Annotated in this window: 14 protein-coding genes and 1 pseudogene; 9 read left to right on the top strand and 6 right to left on the bottom strand. The window is 65.5% G+C overall.

Annotated elements, in window-relative coordinates; genetic code table 11:
* The 8 genes from L0C59_RS06945 (at position 1) to L0C59_RS06910 (ending at position 8,484) form a co-directional block, all read left to right on the top strand.
* Positions 1-969: a branched-chain amino acid ABC transporter permease gene (locus tag L0C59_RS06945; protein WP_243090617.1), complete on the top strand. Its 969-nt coding sequence runs from the start codon at positions 1-3 to the stop codon at positions 967-969.
* The gene (locus tag L0C59_RS06940) at positions 966-2,294 is read left to right on the top strand and encodes a branched-chain amino acid ABC transporter permease (protein WP_243090616.1); all 1,329 of its coding nucleotides are present in this window, start codon (positions 966-968) and stop codon (positions 2,292-2,294) included. Before L0C59_RS06945 ends, L0C59_RS06940 begins: the two co-directional genes overlap by 4 nt.
* Positions 2,291-3,070, top strand: coding sequence for an ABC transporter ATP-binding protein (locus tag L0C59_RS06935; protein ID WP_243090615.1), 780 nt, complete (start codon positions 2,291-2,293; stop codon positions 3,068-3,070). Before L0C59_RS06940 ends, L0C59_RS06935 begins: the two co-directional genes overlap by 4 nt.
* A complete protein-coding gene (locus L0C59_RS06930) occupies positions 3,067-3,780 on the top strand; it encodes an ABC transporter ATP-binding protein (RefSeq protein WP_243090614.1) in 714 nt (237 codons plus the stop codon). Before L0C59_RS06935 ends, L0C59_RS06930 begins: the two co-directional genes overlap by 4 nt.
* A gap of 96 nt (positions 3,781-3,876) precedes the next feature.
* Positions 3,877-5,460, top strand: coding sequence for an ABC transporter substrate-binding protein (locus L0C59_RS06925; RefSeq protein WP_243090613.1), 1,584 nt, complete (start codon positions 3,877-3,879; stop codon positions 5,458-5,460).
* Positions 5,461-5,513: 53 nt separating this feature from the next.
* Entirely contained in the window at positions 5,514-6,524 is a 1,011-nt protein-coding gene (locus L0C59_RS06920) for an ABC transporter permease (protein ID WP_243090612.1), read from the top strand.
* A gap of 4 nt (positions 6,525-6,528) precedes the next feature.
* Positions 6,529-7,377 carry an ABC transporter permease gene (locus L0C59_RS06915; RefSeq protein ID WP_243090611.1) on the top strand — a complete coding sequence of 283 codons (849 nt, stop codon included), beginning with the start codon at positions 6,529-6,531 and terminating at the stop codon, positions 7,375-7,377.
* Positions 7,378-7,431: 54 nt separating this feature from the next.
* Positions 7,432-8,484, top strand: a complete 1,053-nt coding sequence (locus L0C59_RS06910) for a protease complex subunit PrcB family protein (RefSeq protein WP_243090610.1) — start codon at positions 7,432-7,434, stop codon at positions 8,482-8,484.
* Between the two features lies 1 nt (position 8,485).
* Here the strand turns inward: L0C59_RS06910 and L0C59_RS06905 are convergent, their stop codons facing one another.
* The 6 genes from L0C59_RS06905 to L0C59_RS06880 all read right to left on the bottom strand — a co-directional run bounded on the left by L0C59_RS06905 (position 8,486) and on the right by L0C59_RS06880 (position 15,838).
* Positions 8,486-9,640, bottom strand: coding sequence for a bifunctional folylpolyglutamate synthase/dihydrofolate synthase (locus L0C59_RS06905; RefSeq protein ID WP_243090609.1), 1,155 nt, complete (start codon positions 9,638-9,640; stop codon positions 8,486-8,488).
* Positions 9,641-9,643: 3 nt separating this feature from the next.
* Positions 9,644-11,470, bottom strand: coding sequence for an ABC transporter ATP-binding protein (locus tag L0C59_RS06900; protein ID WP_243090608.1), 1,827 nt, complete (start codon positions 11,468-11,470; stop codon positions 9,644-9,646).
* Positions 11,467-13,215, bottom strand: coding sequence for an ABC transporter ATP-binding protein (locus L0C59_RS06895; protein ID WP_243090606.1), 1,749 nt, complete (start codon positions 13,213-13,215; stop codon positions 11,467-11,469). The genes L0C59_RS06900 and L0C59_RS06895 overlap by 4 nt, the downstream gene beginning before the upstream one ends.
* Positions 13,216-13,353: 138 nt before the next feature.
* The gene (locus L0C59_RS06890) at positions 13,354-14,187 is read right to left on the bottom strand and encodes a hypothetical protein (RefSeq protein ID WP_243090605.1); all 834 of its coding nucleotides are present in this window, start codon (positions 14,185-14,187) and stop codon (positions 13,354-13,356) included.
* 5 nt (positions 14,188-14,192) lie between these two features.
* The gene (locus L0C59_RS06885; protein WP_243090604.1) at positions 14,193-15,185 is read right to left on the bottom strand and encodes a M20/M25/M40 family metallo-hydrolase; all 993 of its coding nucleotides are present in this window, start codon (positions 15,183-15,185) and stop codon (positions 14,193-14,195) included.
* Entirely contained in the window at positions 15,185-15,838 is a 654-nt protein-coding gene (locus L0C59_RS06880) for a response regulator transcription factor (RefSeq protein ID WP_015716409.1), read from the bottom strand. Before L0C59_RS06880 ends, L0C59_RS06885 begins: the two co-directional genes overlap by 1 nt.
* 42 nt (positions 15,839-15,880) lie before the next feature.
* Between L0C59_RS06880 and L0C59_RS06875 the strand changes: the two are divergent.
* Positions 15,881-16,065: pseudogene (locus L0C59_RS06875) on the top strand (RNA methyltransferase); the annotation flags it as partial.

The following is a 16,065-nucleotide window of genomic DNA, read 5'->3' as shown; positions in this document are numbered from 1 at the left end:
TTGCTGGAGCAAATCCTAGCCCTGCTGCCCCAGGTGATCTTCGACGGGCTCATCCTGGGCTTCGTCTACGCCATGGTGGCCCTGGGGTACACCATGGTCTACGGCGTCTTGGAGCTCATCAACTTCGCCCACTCCGAGATCTTCATGATCGGGGCGGTGGTGGGGGTAGAGGTATTCCGCTACCTGGCGCCCCACGTGGGCAATGGCTTCCTCCTCCTCCTCCTCGCCCTGATCCTGGGCGGGGTGGTGGCGGGGATCACCGCCATCCTGGTGGAGCGCTTCGCCTACCGCCCCTTGCGGAAGAGGGGCACCACCAACCGCCTGGTGCCCCTCATCACCGCCATCGGGGTTTCCTTCATCCTCCAGGACCTGGTGCGCCTCATCGAAGGCCTTTGGCACAACGAGTTTTTCCTGCGCATGCGCACCGTGGAGGACCTCGAGGGGTCGGTGAGCCTCCTCGGCGGGGCCATCTTCGCCCAGACCAAGTCCTTCATCCTCATGGGGGTTTCCATCCTCATGCTGGTGGGGCTCACCTACCTGGTGAACCGCACCAAGCTGGGGGTGGCCATCCGCGCCGTGGCCCAGGACCTCCCCACCGCAAGCCTCATGGGCATAGACCCTGACCGCATCATCTCCCGCACCTTCCTCATCGGGGGATCCTTGGGGGGTGTGGCGGGGGTGCTCTTCGCCCTGCAGTACACCACCATCACCCCCTATGTGGGCTTCCTGCCCGGCATCAAGGCCTTCACCGCAGCGGTGCTGGGGGGCATCGGCAACATCCCAGGGGCCATGCTGGGCGGGCTCGTGCTGGGGCAGTTGGAAAACTTCTTCGGCACCTACCTCCCCATCCTGACAAACGGCAACTTCGGCACCGAGTACAAGGACGTGGTGGCCTTTCTCATCCTGATCTTCATCCTTCTGGTCAGGCCCCAAGGCCTTTTGGGACAGGTGGTCAAGGAGAAAGTATGAACGCCCTCTCCTTCCTTCTCAGCCTGGCCTACCTGGGCCTCGCCTTCCTGGCTCCAAACCCGCTAAGCCACCTCTTCGGCCTGGTGGCCTTAGGGGTTACCGCCTTCCTGCGCCTCGTTCCGCACTGGCGGACCCTGAACCTGGCCCTCCTCACCCTGGCCTTCACCGTGGGCCTCATGCGCTCGGGGAACACCCTGGGCCTCATCGGCCTGGTGGGGATCCTGGTGGCCCTCACCACCCTGTCCCGCATCCCGGGGTGGATCCGGGTCCTCTTGGGCCTGGCCATCCTACTCCTCTCCGTGCCCCTAGCGGGCTTCGCCAACACCTTTGTCTTTGAGCTGGGCATCCAGATCGGCATCTACGCCGCCATGGCCCTGGGGCTCAACGTGGTGGTGGGAATGGCGGGGCTTCTGGACCTGGGCTACGCCGCCTTCTTCGCCGTGGGGGCCTACACCTGGGCCATCTTCGGCAGCGAACAGGCCAAAAACTTCATGCAGGGCAACTTCCCCCTCCCCGGGGAGTACATGTACCTCTTCATGGGGATCGCCATCGTCACCACGGCGTTGACCGGCCTTCTCATCGGCCTCCCCGCCCTTAGGCTTCGCGGGGACTACCTGGCCATCGTCACCCTGGGACTGGGAGAGGTGGTGCGGATCCTCGCCAACAACCTGGACCACCCCATCAACTTCACCAACGGCCCCCAGGGGATCACCCCCGTGCAACGCCCCCCCATTGACGGGTTCCGGGAACTGATGGCCACCCTGGGGGTGCACCTGGACCGGACCACGGATTACCAGCTTTTCTTCTACTTCCTGGTCCTCCTCATGATCGGGCTGGTGGTGCTGGTGAACGTGAACCTGGCCAACTCCCGCTTTGGCCGGGCCTGGGTGGCCATCCGGGAGGACGAGGTGGCCGCCCGCTCCATGGGCATCCCCCTCCTGCCCACCAAGCTCCTGGCCTTCATGACCGGGGCCGCCTTCTCCGGGGTGATGGGGGTGATCTTCGCCGCCCAGCGCACCTTCGTATCCCCCGAGTCCTTCACCCTTTTGGCCTCCATCACCATCCTGGGCATGGTGATCCTGGGAGGGATGGGGTCCATCCCCGGGGCCATCCTGGGAGCCGCGGCCCTCACCATCCTCAACCTGGACGTGCTCAAAACCTTCAGCGAGTTCGTGCGCACCAGCCTGCCCCAGATCCCCAACCAGGTGGATCCCGCCAAGTACGAAAGGCTGGTCTTCGGCCTTATCCTGGTGCTGATGATGATCTTCCGCCCGGAAGGCCTCATCCCCGAGAAGCGGCACCGGGCAGAGATGGAGGAAGCATGAAGGCCCTCGAGGTCACCCAGGCCACCAAGCGCTTCGGCGGTCTGGTGGCGGTGAACGACGTGAGCCTCAGCGTGAACCAGGGGGAGATCTTCTCCGTCATCGGCCCCAACGGGGCGGGCAAGACCACCTTCTTCAACCTCCTCACCGGCATCTACCCTCCCGATGAGGGAAGGATCCTCCTCTTCGGCAAGGATGTGACCGGCCTACCCCCGGACCGGATCGCCAAGGAGGGGGTGGGGCGCACCTTCCAGAACATCCGCCTCTTCGGGGCCATGACCGTGCTGGAAAACCTCTTGGTGGGTATGCACATCCACATCCGCGTCCCCTACTTCCACGCGGTGTTCCGCACCCCCCTGGCCCGGAGGGAGGAAAAACGGGCCGAGGAGGAGGCCAAAAGGCTTTTGGAGTACGTGGGCCTTCTCCACCGCAAGGACGAGCTGGCCAAGAACCTGCCCTACGGGGAGCAACGGAAGCTGGAGATCGCCCGGGCATTGGCCCTAAAGCCCAGGCTCCTCCTCCTGGACGAGCCTGCAGCGGGCATGAACCCCAAGGAAACCGAGGAACTCCAGGCCTTCATTCAGCGCCTTAGGGAGGAGCTCGGGATCACCATCGTCCTCATCGAGCACGACATGCGTCTCGTCATGCGCATCTCCGACCGCATCGCCGTTTTGGAGTACGGCTCCAAGATCGCCGAGGGCACCCCGGAGGAGGTGCGCACCAATCCCCGGGTCATCGAAGCCTACCTGGGCAAGGGGGCTGCGGGAGGTGCGGCATGAGCCTCCTGGAGCTAAAGGACGTCCACACCTACTACGGCCACATCCACGCCTTAAAGGGCATCTCCTTGCGGGTGGAGGAAGGGGAGATCGTGACCCTCATCGGCTCCAACGGGGCGGGCAAGAGCACCACCTTGCGCACCATCAGCGGCCTGGTCAAGCCCCGGCAGGGGGAGGTCCTCTTCCAGGGCAGACCCATCCACCGCCTTCCCGCCCACCAGATCGTGGCCCTGGGGGTAGGCCACGTGCCCGAAGGACGGAGGATCTTCCCCCGCCTCACCGTGGAGGAGAACCTGGAGATCGGGGCCTACCTGGAAAACGACCGCAAGGTGGTGCAAAAGCGGAAGGAGGAGGTGTTTGCCCTCTTCCCCCGCCTCTACGAGCGCCGGGCGCAGAAGGGGGGCACCCTTTCCGGCGGGGAGCAGCAGATGCTGGCCATCGGCCGGGCCCTGATGCAAAACCCCAGGATCCTCCTCATGGACGAGCCCTCCATGGGCCTGGCCCCGGTGCTGGTGGACTTCATCTTTGAGATCATCCAAAGGCTCAACCGGGAGGGGCGCACCATTTTGCTGGTGGAGCAAAACGCCCGCCTGGCCCTGCAGATCGCCCACCGGGGCTACGTCCTGGCCACGGGGGAGATCACCCTGGAAGGCCCAGCCCAGGAGTTGGCGCAAAACCCCGAGGTGCAGAAGGCCTACCTGGGGGAAGGTTAAACGGCATCCCTTACCTTATACCCGGGCTTGCGCTCCCTTATGGGAGCGCCTTATACTTGGTCCGGACCAAAGGGGAATACCCCGGAAAGGAGAGGTATGAAGAGGAAAATCCTTCTCGGCCTTGTGGTCGCCCTGGGCCTGGGGCTTGCCCAAAAAACCCTGGTCTTCGGCTCCAACGGGGAGCCGGTGAGCCTCGAGCCTGGGAACATCACCGACGGTATTTCCATCTACGTGCAACGGCAGATCTACGACACCCTGGTGGACTTTAAGCCCGGCTCCACCGAGGTCACCGCCGGCCTGGCCACCAGCTGGTTCAGCTCCCCCGATGGCAAGGTCTGGACCTTCCGCCTGCGCCAGGGGGTCAAGTTCCAGGACGGCACCGAGCTGGATGCGGAGGCGGTAAAGTTCAACATCGAGCGCTGGTGGGACCCCAAGAACCCCACCCGCATTGACGCCGCCGCCCGATACGAGATCTGGCCCGAACTCTTCGGCGGGTTCAAGGGGGATCCCGGCTCTATTCTGAAAGAAATCCAGGTGGTGGACAAGTACACCGTCCGCTTCATCCTTAACCAGCCCTTCCCCGCCTTCCCCGCCGCCATTGGCTCGGGCTACTTCGGCATCGCCAGCCCCGCCGCCATCAAAAAGGATGGGGCCAAGTACGGTTCTCCCACGGGAAGCGCCGTGGGCACGGGCCCCTTCCGCCTGGTGGAGTGGCGGCCTGGGGAGCAGGTGGTCCTGGAAAAGAACCCCACCTACTGGAAAAAGGGCTTCCCCAAGGTGGACCGGGTGGTCTTCCGGGTCATCAAGGACCCCGCCGCCCGCCTGGCGGCCCTGAAGGCCGGGACCATTGACTTCACCACCGACATCCCCCCCGCCAACCTCAAGGACCTCGAGGCGGACCGCAACCTGGACGCCGTCTTCCGTCCCTCCTTCAACGTGGGCTACCTGGCCCTGAACCCCTCCCACAAACCCCTCGCCGATCCCCGGGTCCGGCAGGCCATCGCCATGGCGGTGAACAAGAAAGCTATCGTCCAGGCCTTCTGGGGCAAGCTGGGGCTCACCGACGGCCACTTCACCCCGCCCTCCATGAAGGCCTTCCAGTCTCCTAAGGTCACGGACCACGAGTTCAACCCCCAAAAGGCCAAAGCGCTCCTGGCGGAGGCCGGGTACCCCAATGGGTTTGACCTGGAGCTTTGGTACATGCCCGTCTCCCGGCCCTACTTCCCCACCCCTAAGGAGATCGCCGAGGCCATGGCCGCGGACCTCTCCGCCATCGGCATTCGGGTCAAGCTCCAGACCAAGGACTGGGCCAGCTACCTGGCGGACCGCAAGAAGGCCCCTGGCTTCCAGGCCTACATGCTGGGCTGGACCGGGGACTACGGCGACCCGCAGAACTTCTACGACCCCCACTTCGCCTGCCCCATCGCCGACCTCTTCGACGGCACGGGCAAACCCCTCTGCGTGAAGGAGCTGGGCGACATCCTCACCAAGGCCGCCACCACCCCGAACCTCGAGGAGCGCAAGCGCCTCTACCAGCAGGCGGACGAGCTCACCTTCAGCCTGGCCCTGCGCATCCCCATCGTCCACTCCCAGCCCCTCCTGGCCAAGCGCAAAAACATCACCGGCTGGGTGCCGAGCCCCTTGGGATCCGAGTCCTTTGAGACCATAGAGAAGCGCTAAGGGTTTCCGTCCCGGACCCCCTGCGGGGGGTCCGGGCTTTTTGAGGCGGACAAATGTGGAACTACGTTTTACGACGCCTGCTGGGCCTGGTCCCCGTCCTCTTCGGGATCACCCTTTTGGTCTTCCTGTTCCTGCAGCTCATCCCCGGCGACCCCGCCCAGGCCATTCTGGGAGAGCGGGGCACCCCGGAGCAGCTGGCTGCCCTCCGGGAAAAGCTCGGGCTCAACAAACCCCTATACGTCCAGTACCTCACCTTTGTCAAAAACATCCTCACCGGGGATCTAGGCACCAGCGCCGTGTCCACCATCCCCGTGGCCGAAGAGCTGAAGAGGCGCTGGCCCGCCACCTTTGAGCTGGCCTTGGCGGCTACCTTGGTGGCGGTGGTCTTGGGAATCCCCGTGGGCATACTGGCGGCGGTGCGAAAGAATAGCCTTGTGGACACGCTGTCCATGAGCCTCTCCCTGGTGGGAGTATCCATGCCCGTCTTCTGGCTGGGCCTCCTCCTGGTCTACCTCTTCGCGGTGAACCTGCACTGGTTGCCCACGGGGGGAAGGCTTTCCACCGACTTAGCCATAGATTTTCGGCCCATCTCCGGCTTCTTGATCCTGGACGGGATCCTGGCCCTCAAGCCCCAGGTGCTGGCCGACGCCCTTAGACACCTCATCCTCCCCGCCCTCACCCTGGGCACTATTCCCTTGGCCATCCTCACCCGCATCACCCGCAGCGCCATGCTGGAGGTACTCTCCCAGGATTACGTGCGCACCGCCAGGGCCAAGGGCCTGGGGGAACGCCAGGTGATCCTGAAACACGCGCTAAAAAACGCCCTCCTTCCCGTGGTCACCATCGTCGGCCTTCAGTTCGGCACCCTCCTGGGCGGGGCCATCCTCACGGAAACGATCTTCTCCTGGCCGGGCATCGGCTCTTACATCTATGAGGGCATCCTCAACCGCGACTACCCCGTGGTCCAGGCCGGGGTGCTGGTGGTGGCCACGGTCTTCGTCCTGGTGAACCTCCTGGTGGACCTCTCCTACGCCCTTTTGGACCCCCGGATCCAGTACAGGTGAACCCATGGAAACCCCCTTCCGTCAAGCCTTACGGCGCTTCCTGAAATCGCCTTCCGGCAAGGTGGGCTTAGCCCTGACCCTTTTCCTGGTCCTCCTGGCCCTTTTCATCCCCCTGCTGAAGCCCTACGACCCCGCCACGGACCGGGACTACCTGAACCGGCTCAAGCCCCCCACCCTGGAACACCCCTTCGGCACCGACCACCTGGGACGGGATGTCTTCACCCGGGTCCTCCACGGGAGCCGCATCTCCCTCCAGGTGGGCGTGATCTCGGTGAGCATCGGCCTTTTCTTGGGCACCCTGCTGGGCCTCCTGGCGGGGTTTTACCGGGGAAGGACCGAGCTCCTCATCGGCTGGCTTGCCGACCTGCTTCTGGCCTTTCCAGGGACGCTTTTGGCCATCGCCATCGTGGCGGTGTCGGGTCCCAGCCTGCAAAACGCCATGCTGGCCATCGGCATTGTGCAAGTCCCCGTCTACATCCGCCTGGCCCGCTCCATGGTGCTCTCCTTAAGGGAACTGGACTTCGTGCAGGCAGCCATCGCCCTGGGGGCGGGGAATGGCCGGATCCTCTTCCGCCACATCCTGCCCGGTACCTTGGCGCCCCTGGTGGTCCAGGCCACCTTGTCCATCGGCACCGCCACCCTCGAGGCTGCCGCCTTGGGCTTCTTAGGCCTTGGGGCCCAGCCCCCCGCCCCCGAGTGGGGGGCCATGATCGCCGACAGCTTCAAGGGAGGCTACGCCATGAACGCCCCCTGGACCATGATCTTCCCGGGGCTTTTCATCATGCTTACCGTTTTGGCCTTCAACCTCCTGGGGGATGGCCTCAGGGACGCCCTGGACCCGCGAAGCCGCTAAAGGCTAAAGGTGGCCTTAAGAAGGGGGCAGGCCCCAAAGGGGTATCATGGAGCCATGAGAAAAGGCCTCCTCTTTGCCCTGCTCTTTTTGCCCCTCCTTAGCGCCTGCGAGCTTCTGGAAGGCACGGGTTACCGGGTGGCCGAGGCCCAGCTCCTCTTCCCCGAGGCCACGGAGCGCTGGACCTACTTCTACGGGGAGCCCCGGGAGGTCCGGCTCGGCACCCAGGTCCTCCGCCTGGAAAAAGGCCTGGGGGAAAGCCTTTGGGCGGTGCCGGGGGCCCTTTGGGTTGAGGGGAATCCCGTGCTCAGGGAGGTGGGGCCTGCCCTGCGCCCCCTGGCAGAGGCGGTGCGGGGGGTTCAGGGAAGCCTCCTCGAGGTGCGGGCCCAGGCCGACTTGCGCTCCAGCTGGCTTTACGACGGGGTAGGCTGGGTACAGCTTACGGGAAGCCTACGGGAAGGGGAAAGGCGCAGCCTGGTCCAACCCGCCCAGTACCGAACCCCGGACCTCTACGCCTTCACCGGGGCGGAAACCCAGGTCCTCCTCCGGGAGATCCTGGCCCGGCGGGGGGGCAGGCAGGTGGTGGTCTTTGAGCTTAAAGAACCCCTCTTAAGGCCCCTTTCCCTTGATCCCATCCCTGATGGCTACCGCATCGGGGCCCTGCAGGTGCAGTACGGGCTTAGAGTGGAGGTGGTGACCCCGCCCCCGCCCGCCTACCGCATCCTGGACCGTGGGACCAACGCCGCCTTCCAGGAAACCGAGCCCAAGGCCTTCCTGGCCAACAACCCCACCCGCTTCTCCGAGGTCTGGAACCTGGCGGTGGGAAACCGCATCCCCCGCCCACCCGCCCCCAGCGTGGACTTCCGCAACAAAAGCGTGGCCGCCTTCTTCTGGGGCTTGAAGACCACGGGGGGGTATGGCCTCGAGGTGGTGGGGGTCACCTATGCGGGCGGAACCGCACGGGTCATCCTGAACCTGCAAAGCCCAAGGCCCGGGGCCATCGTCACCCAGGCCCTCACCAGCCCCTACGTGCTCTTGGAGCTGGAAAGGGTGAACCGGGTTGTCTTCACCGACCCCGGGGGAAGGGTCTTGGCCGAAGCCCGGGAATAGCCTAGCTCCCCAGAAGCCTTCCCCTCAAAGCCCCCACCAGGTACAAGGAACCCGCGGCCAGGATGGGGGCAGGATCCCCTTTGGCCGCCTCCAGGGCATCCGCCAGGGCCTCCCAGGGCTCCTCAAAGAAGGGCTCCCCCAGCTCCTTCCCCAAGGCCCCCTCCCCGGCTCGGGTGTAGCGGACACTTTTGGCCTTGGGAAGGAGGTGGGTCAGGACCCCCTTCACGTCCTTCCGGGGAAAGGCCCCAAAGACCAGGTGGTAGGCGGAAAGCTCCCGGCTAAGGGCCAGGGCCGCCGGGGGATTGTGGGCCCCATCCAGGTATACCTCCACCCCCTCCAAAAGGAAGCGCTCCAGCCGGCCTGGATGCCTCGCCTCCCGAAGCCCTTGGGCAATGGCCTCCTCGGGGAAGCCGAGGAGCCTCAAGGCCGCCGCCGCCAGCCGGGCGTTTTCCTCCTGGAAGGCCCCTCTTAGGGCCGGTGGCGCAGGCAGGGCAAAAAGGGGGTCCAGAGCGTCCAAAAGGTAAAGGGGACTTCCCCGGGCGCGGGCCACCTCCCGCACCACCTCCAGGCCCACCCCCTTGGCCCCCGTGACCACCGGCACCCCTTGGCGGAAGGCCCCCGCCTTCTCCCGGGCCACCGCTTCCAGGCTTCCTCCCAAGGACTCCAGGTGATCCTCCCCCACGTTGGTGAGCACGGTAAGGGCCACCCGGGGGAGGATGTTGGTGGCGTCCTTCTCCCCCCCCACCCCCGCCTCCACCGCCGCAAGGGCCACCCCCTTCCTACGGAAATGGAGGAAGGCCAAGGCGGTGGCCAGATCAAAAAACCCCGGGGGATCAGGCCAGGCCTCCCCCCTGGCCCAGGCCACGAACTCCACCACCTCCTCCTCGAGGATCCACCCCCCATGGGTGCGGATCCTCTCCCGAAAGTCCAGGAGGTGAGGGCTGGTATAGGCCCCATAGGGAAGCCCCGCGGCGCGGAAGGCCGCCTCCAGATAGGCCACCACACTTCCCTTCCCGTTGGTGCCCAGGACGTGCACCGCCCCAAAAGCCTCCTCCGGATGCCCCAGGCGCTCCAGAAGGGCCTTCACCCGGCTTAGGCCCCGCCCTCCCTGGCGGCGCTGGGCAAAGAGCCACCCCGTGGCCTCCCGGTAGGTCATGGCCTATCCCTCCGCGTACTGGAGACGGTACAGGGTGGCGTAGTAGCCCCCTTTCTGGAGGAGTTCCTCATGGGTACCCTCCTCCACCAGGCGCCCCCTTTTGAAGACCAGGATGCGGTCCACCCGGCGGATGGTGGAAAGGCGGTGGGCGATGACGATGGAAGTCCTTCCCTCCATGGCCCTGTAAAGGGCCTCCTGCAAGCGCCTTTCCGTCTCCGAATCCACGTTGGCCGTGGCCTCATCCAGGATGAGGAGGATGTCCGGGTTGGCCAAAAGGGCCCGCACCAGGGCCAGGAGCTGCTTCTCCCCCGTGGAAAGCCCTGCCCCCCTCTCCCCTACCCGGGTGTGGTAACCCTGGGGCAGGCGCAAAATGGCCTCATGCACCCCCAAAAAGCGGGCCACCTCCACCACCCTCTCCTCGGGGATGGCCTCGTCAAAAAGGCGGAGGTTGTCCAGAATGGTGCCCGAGAAGAGAAAGGGGTCCTGGAGCACGATCCCCACATGCCGCCTTAAGTCCTCCTGGCGGTAGTTCCGCACGTCCTCCCCGTCGATGAGCACCTGTCCCCTTTGGGGATCGTAGAAGCGGGCGATGAGGCTCACCACGCTGGTCTTACCCGCCCCCGTGGCCCCCACCAGGGCCACCTTCTCCCCCTTAGCGATGCGGAAGGAAACCCCCTTAAGCACCCAGTCTTTCTCCGTGGGCTCCACGCCCTTGGGAGTATAGGCCAGCCACACCCCCTGAAACTCCACCTCCCCCCGGAAGCGGGCGATGGGCTTGGGGTTTTCCGGGTCCTTGAGCTCCTCCTCCGCGTCCAAAACCCCAAAGATGCGCTCGGCGCTGGCCATGGCCCCCTGGAAGAGGTTGAACTTATCCGAAAGGTCCTGCAGGGGCTGGAAAAGCTGGCGGGTGTAGTCCACGAAGGCCACCAGAAGCCCCAAGGTGGCCACCCCCCGCACCACCTCGCCCCCGCCGTAGAAAAGGAGGCCCGCCACCGCCAGATCCCCTAAAAACCCCACCACGGGGAAGAAGAGGGCAAACCAGCGCACGATCTCCACCCAGGCCCTAAGGAGGTCCCTGCTTAAGCGGTCAAACTTCTCCTCCCGTTCCCTTTCCTTCACGAAAAGCTGGATGGTTTCCACCCCGGAAAGGTTTTCCTGCAGGGCGGCGTTTAAGCGGGCCAAGCGCAGGCGCATCTCCCGGTAAGCGGTGCGCATGCCGTTTCTGACCCAGGCGGTGACCCAAAGGAGCACGGGCACCACCAGGAGGACCACCAGGGTGAGCTTAGGGCTTAGGACCATCATGAAGGCCAATAGGCCCAGGATGGTGAAGAAGTCGGCGATGACCCCCACGAGCCCCCCGGTGATGAACTGGTTGATGGCGTCCACGTCGGAGGTGATGCGGGTCATGAGGCGGCCCACAGGGTTTTTGTCGTAAAAGCCCGGGTGTAGGCGCATAAGCTTGCCGAAAAGGGCACTCCTTAAGTCGAAGAGCACCCTCTGTCCCACCCACTGGATCAGGTAGGTCTGGCCGTAGGTGGCAGCGAAGTTTACCCCTCGCACCAAGAGGAAGCCCAGGCTCACCCAAAGGAGAAGGGCAAAGCGCTCCGCCACGGGCTTGGCCTCCTTGGGAACCAGGGCACCGTCGATGGCCCATTTGAAGAAGAGGGGGGTAAGGGCGGCGGTGAGGGTGGTGAGGAGGAGGAAGAGGAGGGCCAAGGCCACCTGGGCCCGGTAGGGCTTCACGTACTGGAGGATGCGGGCGAAGAGGACCCGGTCAAAGGCTTTGGTGTAGGCGTCCTCCTGCTCCCGATGGGAGGCATTCTGGCTCATCCCTCCACCTCCCCTTCCACCTCCATGCGCTGGATACGGTCCAGCTCGGCATAGAGGCCCCCCGCCTCGAGGAGGCTTTCATGGGTACCCTCCTCCACGATCCTTCCCTCGTCCAAAACGATGATCCAGTCCGCATGGCGCAAGGTGGCGGTGCGGTGGGAGATGAGGAAGGTGGTCTGGCGGCCCAGGACCCCTTTCAAGCCCTGAAGGATCCTGGCCTCGGTTTCCGTGTCCACAGCGCTTAAGGCATCGTCCAGGATGAGGATCCTGGGCCCCTTGGCCAAGGCCCGGGCCAGGGCCACCCGCTGCCGCTGGCCACCCGATAGCGTCACCCCCCGCTCCCCCAAAACCGTTTCGTAGCCCTTGGGAAAGGACAAGATCTCCTCGTGGATGCCCGCAAGCCTCGCCGCCCATTCCACCCGCTCCCGATCCAGGGTATCCAGGCCGAAGGCGATGTTTTCCAGGATGGTTTCGCTGAAAAGGAAGGGCTCCTGGGGGACCACCCCTACTGCCTGGCGCAGGGTGGCCAGGGGGATCCGCCGCACCTCATACCCCCCCACGAGAACCCTGCCCTCCGTGGGGTCCAAAAGGCGGGGTACGAGGGCCGCCAGGAGGCTTTTTCCCGAGCCCGTGCGCCCGGTGATCCCCAGGGTCATCCCCTCGGGGATGGTGAGGGTGAGGTCCTTAAGAAGCCAGCGCCCATCCCGGAAAAGCCCCACCTCCTCGAGGCGCACCTCCCCGGAAAGATGGGCCACGGAAAGGGGCAAGGGGTCCTGGTCGCGAACGGCGGGCTCCCGGTCCAGAAGCTCCAAAAGCCTTTTCAAGCTGGTAAAACCCCGCTGGTACATGGCCATCACCCAGCCCAGGCCCAAGATGGGCCAGGTGAGCTGGGCCAAATAGGCGTTGAACTGCACCAGCTGGCCTACGCTCATCTCCCCCCGGACCACCATCCCCCCACCCACCCAGAGGACGGTGAGGAAGGCAAACCCCATGAGAAAGCCCAGCAGGGCCTGCATGGGCCCCTCCACCTTGGCCAGGGCCAGGCTCTTGCCCATGTAGATGCGGTTTAGCTCCTGGAAACGGGAAAGCATGCGCCCCTCCAGGGCATATCCCTTCACCACCCGGATGCCGCTAAAGGCCTCCTGGGCCAGGGTGCTGATCCCGTCAAAGGCCTCCTGGGCCTCCCGGTAACGGCGGTCGATGAGGCGGAGAAGATAGAACATGGCCAAAGCGATGAAGGGCAGGATCAGGGTGAGATAGAGGGCCAGCCTGAGGTTCACCGCATACATGGAAAAGAAGGCCAGGAGGACCAAAAAGGAAAGGCGGCTCCCCATCATGATCCCCGGCCCCACCATCTCCCGCACCGCGGAGAGATCCGTGTTCAAGCGGTTCATCAGGTCCCCCACCCGGGTGGCGTGGTAGAAGGAGCGGTCCAGGCGGAGAAGGTGATGGAAAAGGTCCTTCCTGAGGTCGTACTCCACCAGGCGGCTGGCCACCACCGCCAGCCGGCGCATGAAGAAGGAAAGGAGGGCGCTGATCCCAGCGGTGAGGAGCAAAAAGGAGGCATAGCGCCCATAGGGCCCGCCATGCCCCAAGGCATCCACGGCCAGGCGCAGGAAGTAAGGGCTAAGCACGAAAAAGAAGATGGAAAGGAGGCCCAGCAGGACCCCCAGGGCGTACCGCCCCCGATAAGGGCGAAGGTAAGCCCCCAGGCGGCGGAGGGGAGCCACTGACCAACCGGTCATAGCCATGAGTTTACCCTAAACCGCCTGGGCGGAAAAATGGCCCGGCCACACCCCGCATATCCTTTCCCATCCCCCATCAGCGCAAGGGCCAGGATGCCCCGGGGCCTCCGCCTCGGCCTTCGCCAAGCCGGGGTGGGATTAACCCCCCTGGATCTCCTCCCTCAAGGAGCGCAGGGCCTCTTGCCAGTCCTCCCCCAGGGTCACCAGGCGATGGGGCTTGGCAAGCCGCCGCGTTGCCTTGCGCAAGAGCCCGGGAATGGGAGGGCAGGCGTAGGAAACCACCAGCAAAAGGCCCTTAACCCGGCCCAGCCGGTGGAGGTAGTGGACCATGCCCACCAGTTCCCGGTCGGTGGGGAGGTCCATGGGAAGGAGCCTATCCCCCTCCTCCCTCAGCTTCTCCGGGGGCAGGTCGGGGAAGTAGGGGATGAGCCCCTCCCGGGCCAAGGCCTCCTCCACCCCCTTGCGGAAGGATGCGTCCTCGAGGAGGTAGGGCTGGGCCACCACCCCCACGCTCCCCAAAGGGGTCTTGAGGGGAGGAGGGGGCTTCAAAAGCCCCCGCACCCGGTCCAGGGCCCGGCCCACCAGCATGGGGTTTTGGGCGAGGAGGTGGCCCACCTCCGCCGCCCGGCCCAAAACCCGCTCGGAGAGCTCCGCGGGCACCTTGAGCACCGGGGGAAGCCCCGGAAAGTAGCGGAGGAGGGCGGCCTCGAGGTCCAAAAGCCAAGGGCACTGCCCCCCGCCCTTCTCCGACTCCACCCCCCCTTGGGGGTCGGGAAGGAGCAGGTAGTCCACTCCCTGGGCCTTCAGGGCCTCCACCTGGGCCAAAAGCTCCTGCACCGGCAGGCAGTAGGGCTGGTGGCGGGCAGGCGGCACCTCCACCCGCACCCCCTCCACCCCCAAGGCCTCTAGATAGGCTTCCCAAAAGCCCAGGTACCGCCGGGACAGGAAGCCCCTTAAGACACCCACGCGCATACGCCCTATCCTACGCCAAGGGCCTCCAAAAAGGCCAGGAGCACCTCCCGCCCCTCCCAAAGGCTTTGGGGAAGCACCCATTCCTCCGGGGTATGGGCCCCACCCCCCCGGTACACCCCCAGGGCCAAGGCGGGGATGCCCCGTTCGATGGCGGCGCTGGCATCGGTGGAGCCTGGCTGGAACTGGGGCCTTTCCCCGATCTTGGCCAGCGCCACCTCCGCCGCCCGGAGAAGCCTGGGCGTGGCGGTGCCCCCTGCAGGCCTCCTTCCCAGGACCTCCAGGGAGACCTCCACCCCGTGAAGCCGGGCCGCCCCCTCCAGGACCTCCCGGGCCTTGCGGTAAAGGAGGGGAAGGGCCTCCTGCTCCAAAGCGCGGATCTCCAGCAGGGCCGAGGCCTCCTTGGGGATGGCGTTCACCGCCTCACCCCCCCGGAGGCCGCTGGCGTTCAGGCTGGCCTCGCCTCCCACCTCCTTGAAAAGGGCATGAAGCTGGGCAAGCCCCTCCGCCAAGGCAAACACGGGATTGGGAGTCCCCCTGTCCCCCCAGGCGTGGCCTCCCCGGCCCAGAAAGGACGCCCGGAAGCGGACCGAGCCCAAGGCCCGGTCCACCACCCCCGGCAGATACCCGTCCACCGCCACCACCACCTCGGGGGCCAGGGTTTCCACCAGGGCCCGGGCCCCTTTCAGGTTCCCTAAGCCCTCCTCCCCCACGGTGAAGCCCCGCACCACCCCGGGAATCTCGGGCAGGGAGAGGAGGACGGCCACCCCGCTGGAGTTGTCCCCCACCCCCGGGCCGTAGAGCCTCTCCCCCACCCGCCTTGGGGGCCTTGGCGGCAACACCGTGTCCAGATGGGCCAAAAGGAGCACCGGCCCCTCCCCCGCCCACACGTTGCCCAGGCCATCCCTTCGGGCCCGGGGCAGGTGGGCGGCCACGAACTCCCCCCGTGCCCCTTCCCCCGCCAGGGGAGAGAGCTCCAGAAGAAGCCGTACCGGGTCCACTACTCCTGGGGCTCAGGCCCGGCCAACCCTTCCCGGATGGCGTAAAGGGCCGCCTGGGTGCGGTTGTTCAGGTGTAGTTTTTGGAAGATCTCGGAAAGGCGGTTGCGCACGGTCTTCTCGGATAGCTGCAGCTCTGCGGCGATTTCCAGGTTGGTGTAGCCCTGGGCCACCAGCTTGAGGATCTGGATCTCCCTTTCGGAAAGCTCCGCATGGAGGGGAAGGCTGGACTCCTTCTTGGCCCGAAAGTCCTGGATGATCCGCCCGGCCAGCTCGGCATCCAAGAGCACCTCCCCCGCGTGCACCCGGCGGATGGCCCCGATGAGTTCGCTGGCATCGGTGTCCTTGAGGAGGTAACCCCTGGCCCCCGCCTTCACCGCTTCGAAAACGTAGGCATCCTGGCGGTACATGGTGAGGATGATCACCTTGGCCTCGGGCCACTCCTTGAGGATGGCCTGGGTGGCCTGCACCCCGTCCAGGTTGGGCATCTGGATATCCATGAGGATGACATCCGGCCTGGCCTCGAGGGCATGCCTTAAGGCCTCCCAGCCGTCCTTGGCCTCCCCCACCACCCGGAAGTCCCCTTCCGCCTCCAAGAGGCTCTTGAGTCCCTGGCGGAACAGGGCGTGGTCGTCCGCTAACAGTACCCGAATCACCCCTTCATCTTAGCGCTGGCGGGCTTGGTGTAGGGTGAGAGGGTGAGGGTTCTCACCGTGGAGAAGCTGGTGCCGGGAGGCTACGGCCTGGCCCGCACCGGGGAAGGAGCCGTCCTCATCAAGGGGGCCCTGCCGGGGGAGGTGGTGCGGGGGAAACCCGTGCGCCGCAGGGGAACCCTTTTCCTGGAGGAGGTGGAGGTGCTCACCCCCCGCCCCGACCGCTACCC

This window comes from Thermus neutrinimicus, assembly GCF_022760955.1.
GTDB classification, from domain to species: Bacteria; Deinococcota; Deinococci; order Deinococcales; family Thermaceae; genus Thermus; species Thermus neutrinimicus.
This window is presented reverse-complemented; position numbering and strand designations above follow the sequence as displayed.

Coding starts and splice junctions, on each gene's coding strand:
- L0C59_RS06940 (WP_243090616.1), top strand. CDS start 966: ATGAACGCCCTCTCCTTCCTTCTCAGCCTGGCCTACCTGGGCCTCGCC.
- L0C59_RS06935 (WP_243090615.1), top strand. CDS start 2,291: ATGAAGGCCCTCGAGGTCACCCAGGCCACCAAGCGCTTCGGCGGTCTG.
- L0C59_RS06930 (WP_243090614.1), top strand. CDS start 3,067: ATGAGCCTCCTGGAGCTAAAGGACGTCCACACCTACTACGGCCACATC.
- L0C59_RS06925 (WP_243090613.1), top strand. CDS start 3,877: ATGAAGAGGAAAATCCTTCTCGGCCTTGTGGTCGCCCTGGGCCTGGGG.
- L0C59_RS06920 (WP_243090612.1), top strand. CDS start 5,514: ATGTGGAACTACGTTTTACGACGCCTGCTGGGCCTGGTCCCCGTCCTC.
- L0C59_RS06915 (WP_243090611.1), top strand. CDS start 6,529: ATGGAAACCCCCTTCCGTCAAGCCTTACGGCGCTTCCTGAAATCGCCT.
- L0C59_RS06910 (WP_243090610.1), top strand. CDS start 7,432: ATGAGAAAAGGCCTCCTCTTTGCCCTGCTCTTTTTGCCCCTCCTTAGC.
- L0C59_RS06905 (WP_243090609.1), bottom strand. CDS start 9,640: ATGACCTACCGGGAGGCCACGGGGTGGCTCTTTGCCCAGCGCCGCCAG.
- L0C59_RS06900 (WP_243090608.1), bottom strand. CDS start 11,470: ATGAGCCAGAATGCCTCCCATCGGGAGCAGGAGGACGCCTACACCAAA.
- L0C59_RS06895 (WP_243090606.1), bottom strand. CDS start 13,215: ATGACCGGTTGGTCAGTGGCTCCCCTCCGCCGCCTGGGGGCTTACCTT.
- L0C59_RS06890 (WP_243090605.1), bottom strand. CDS start 14,187: ATGCGCGTGGGTGTCTTAAGGGGCTTCCTGTCCCGGCGGTACCTGGGC.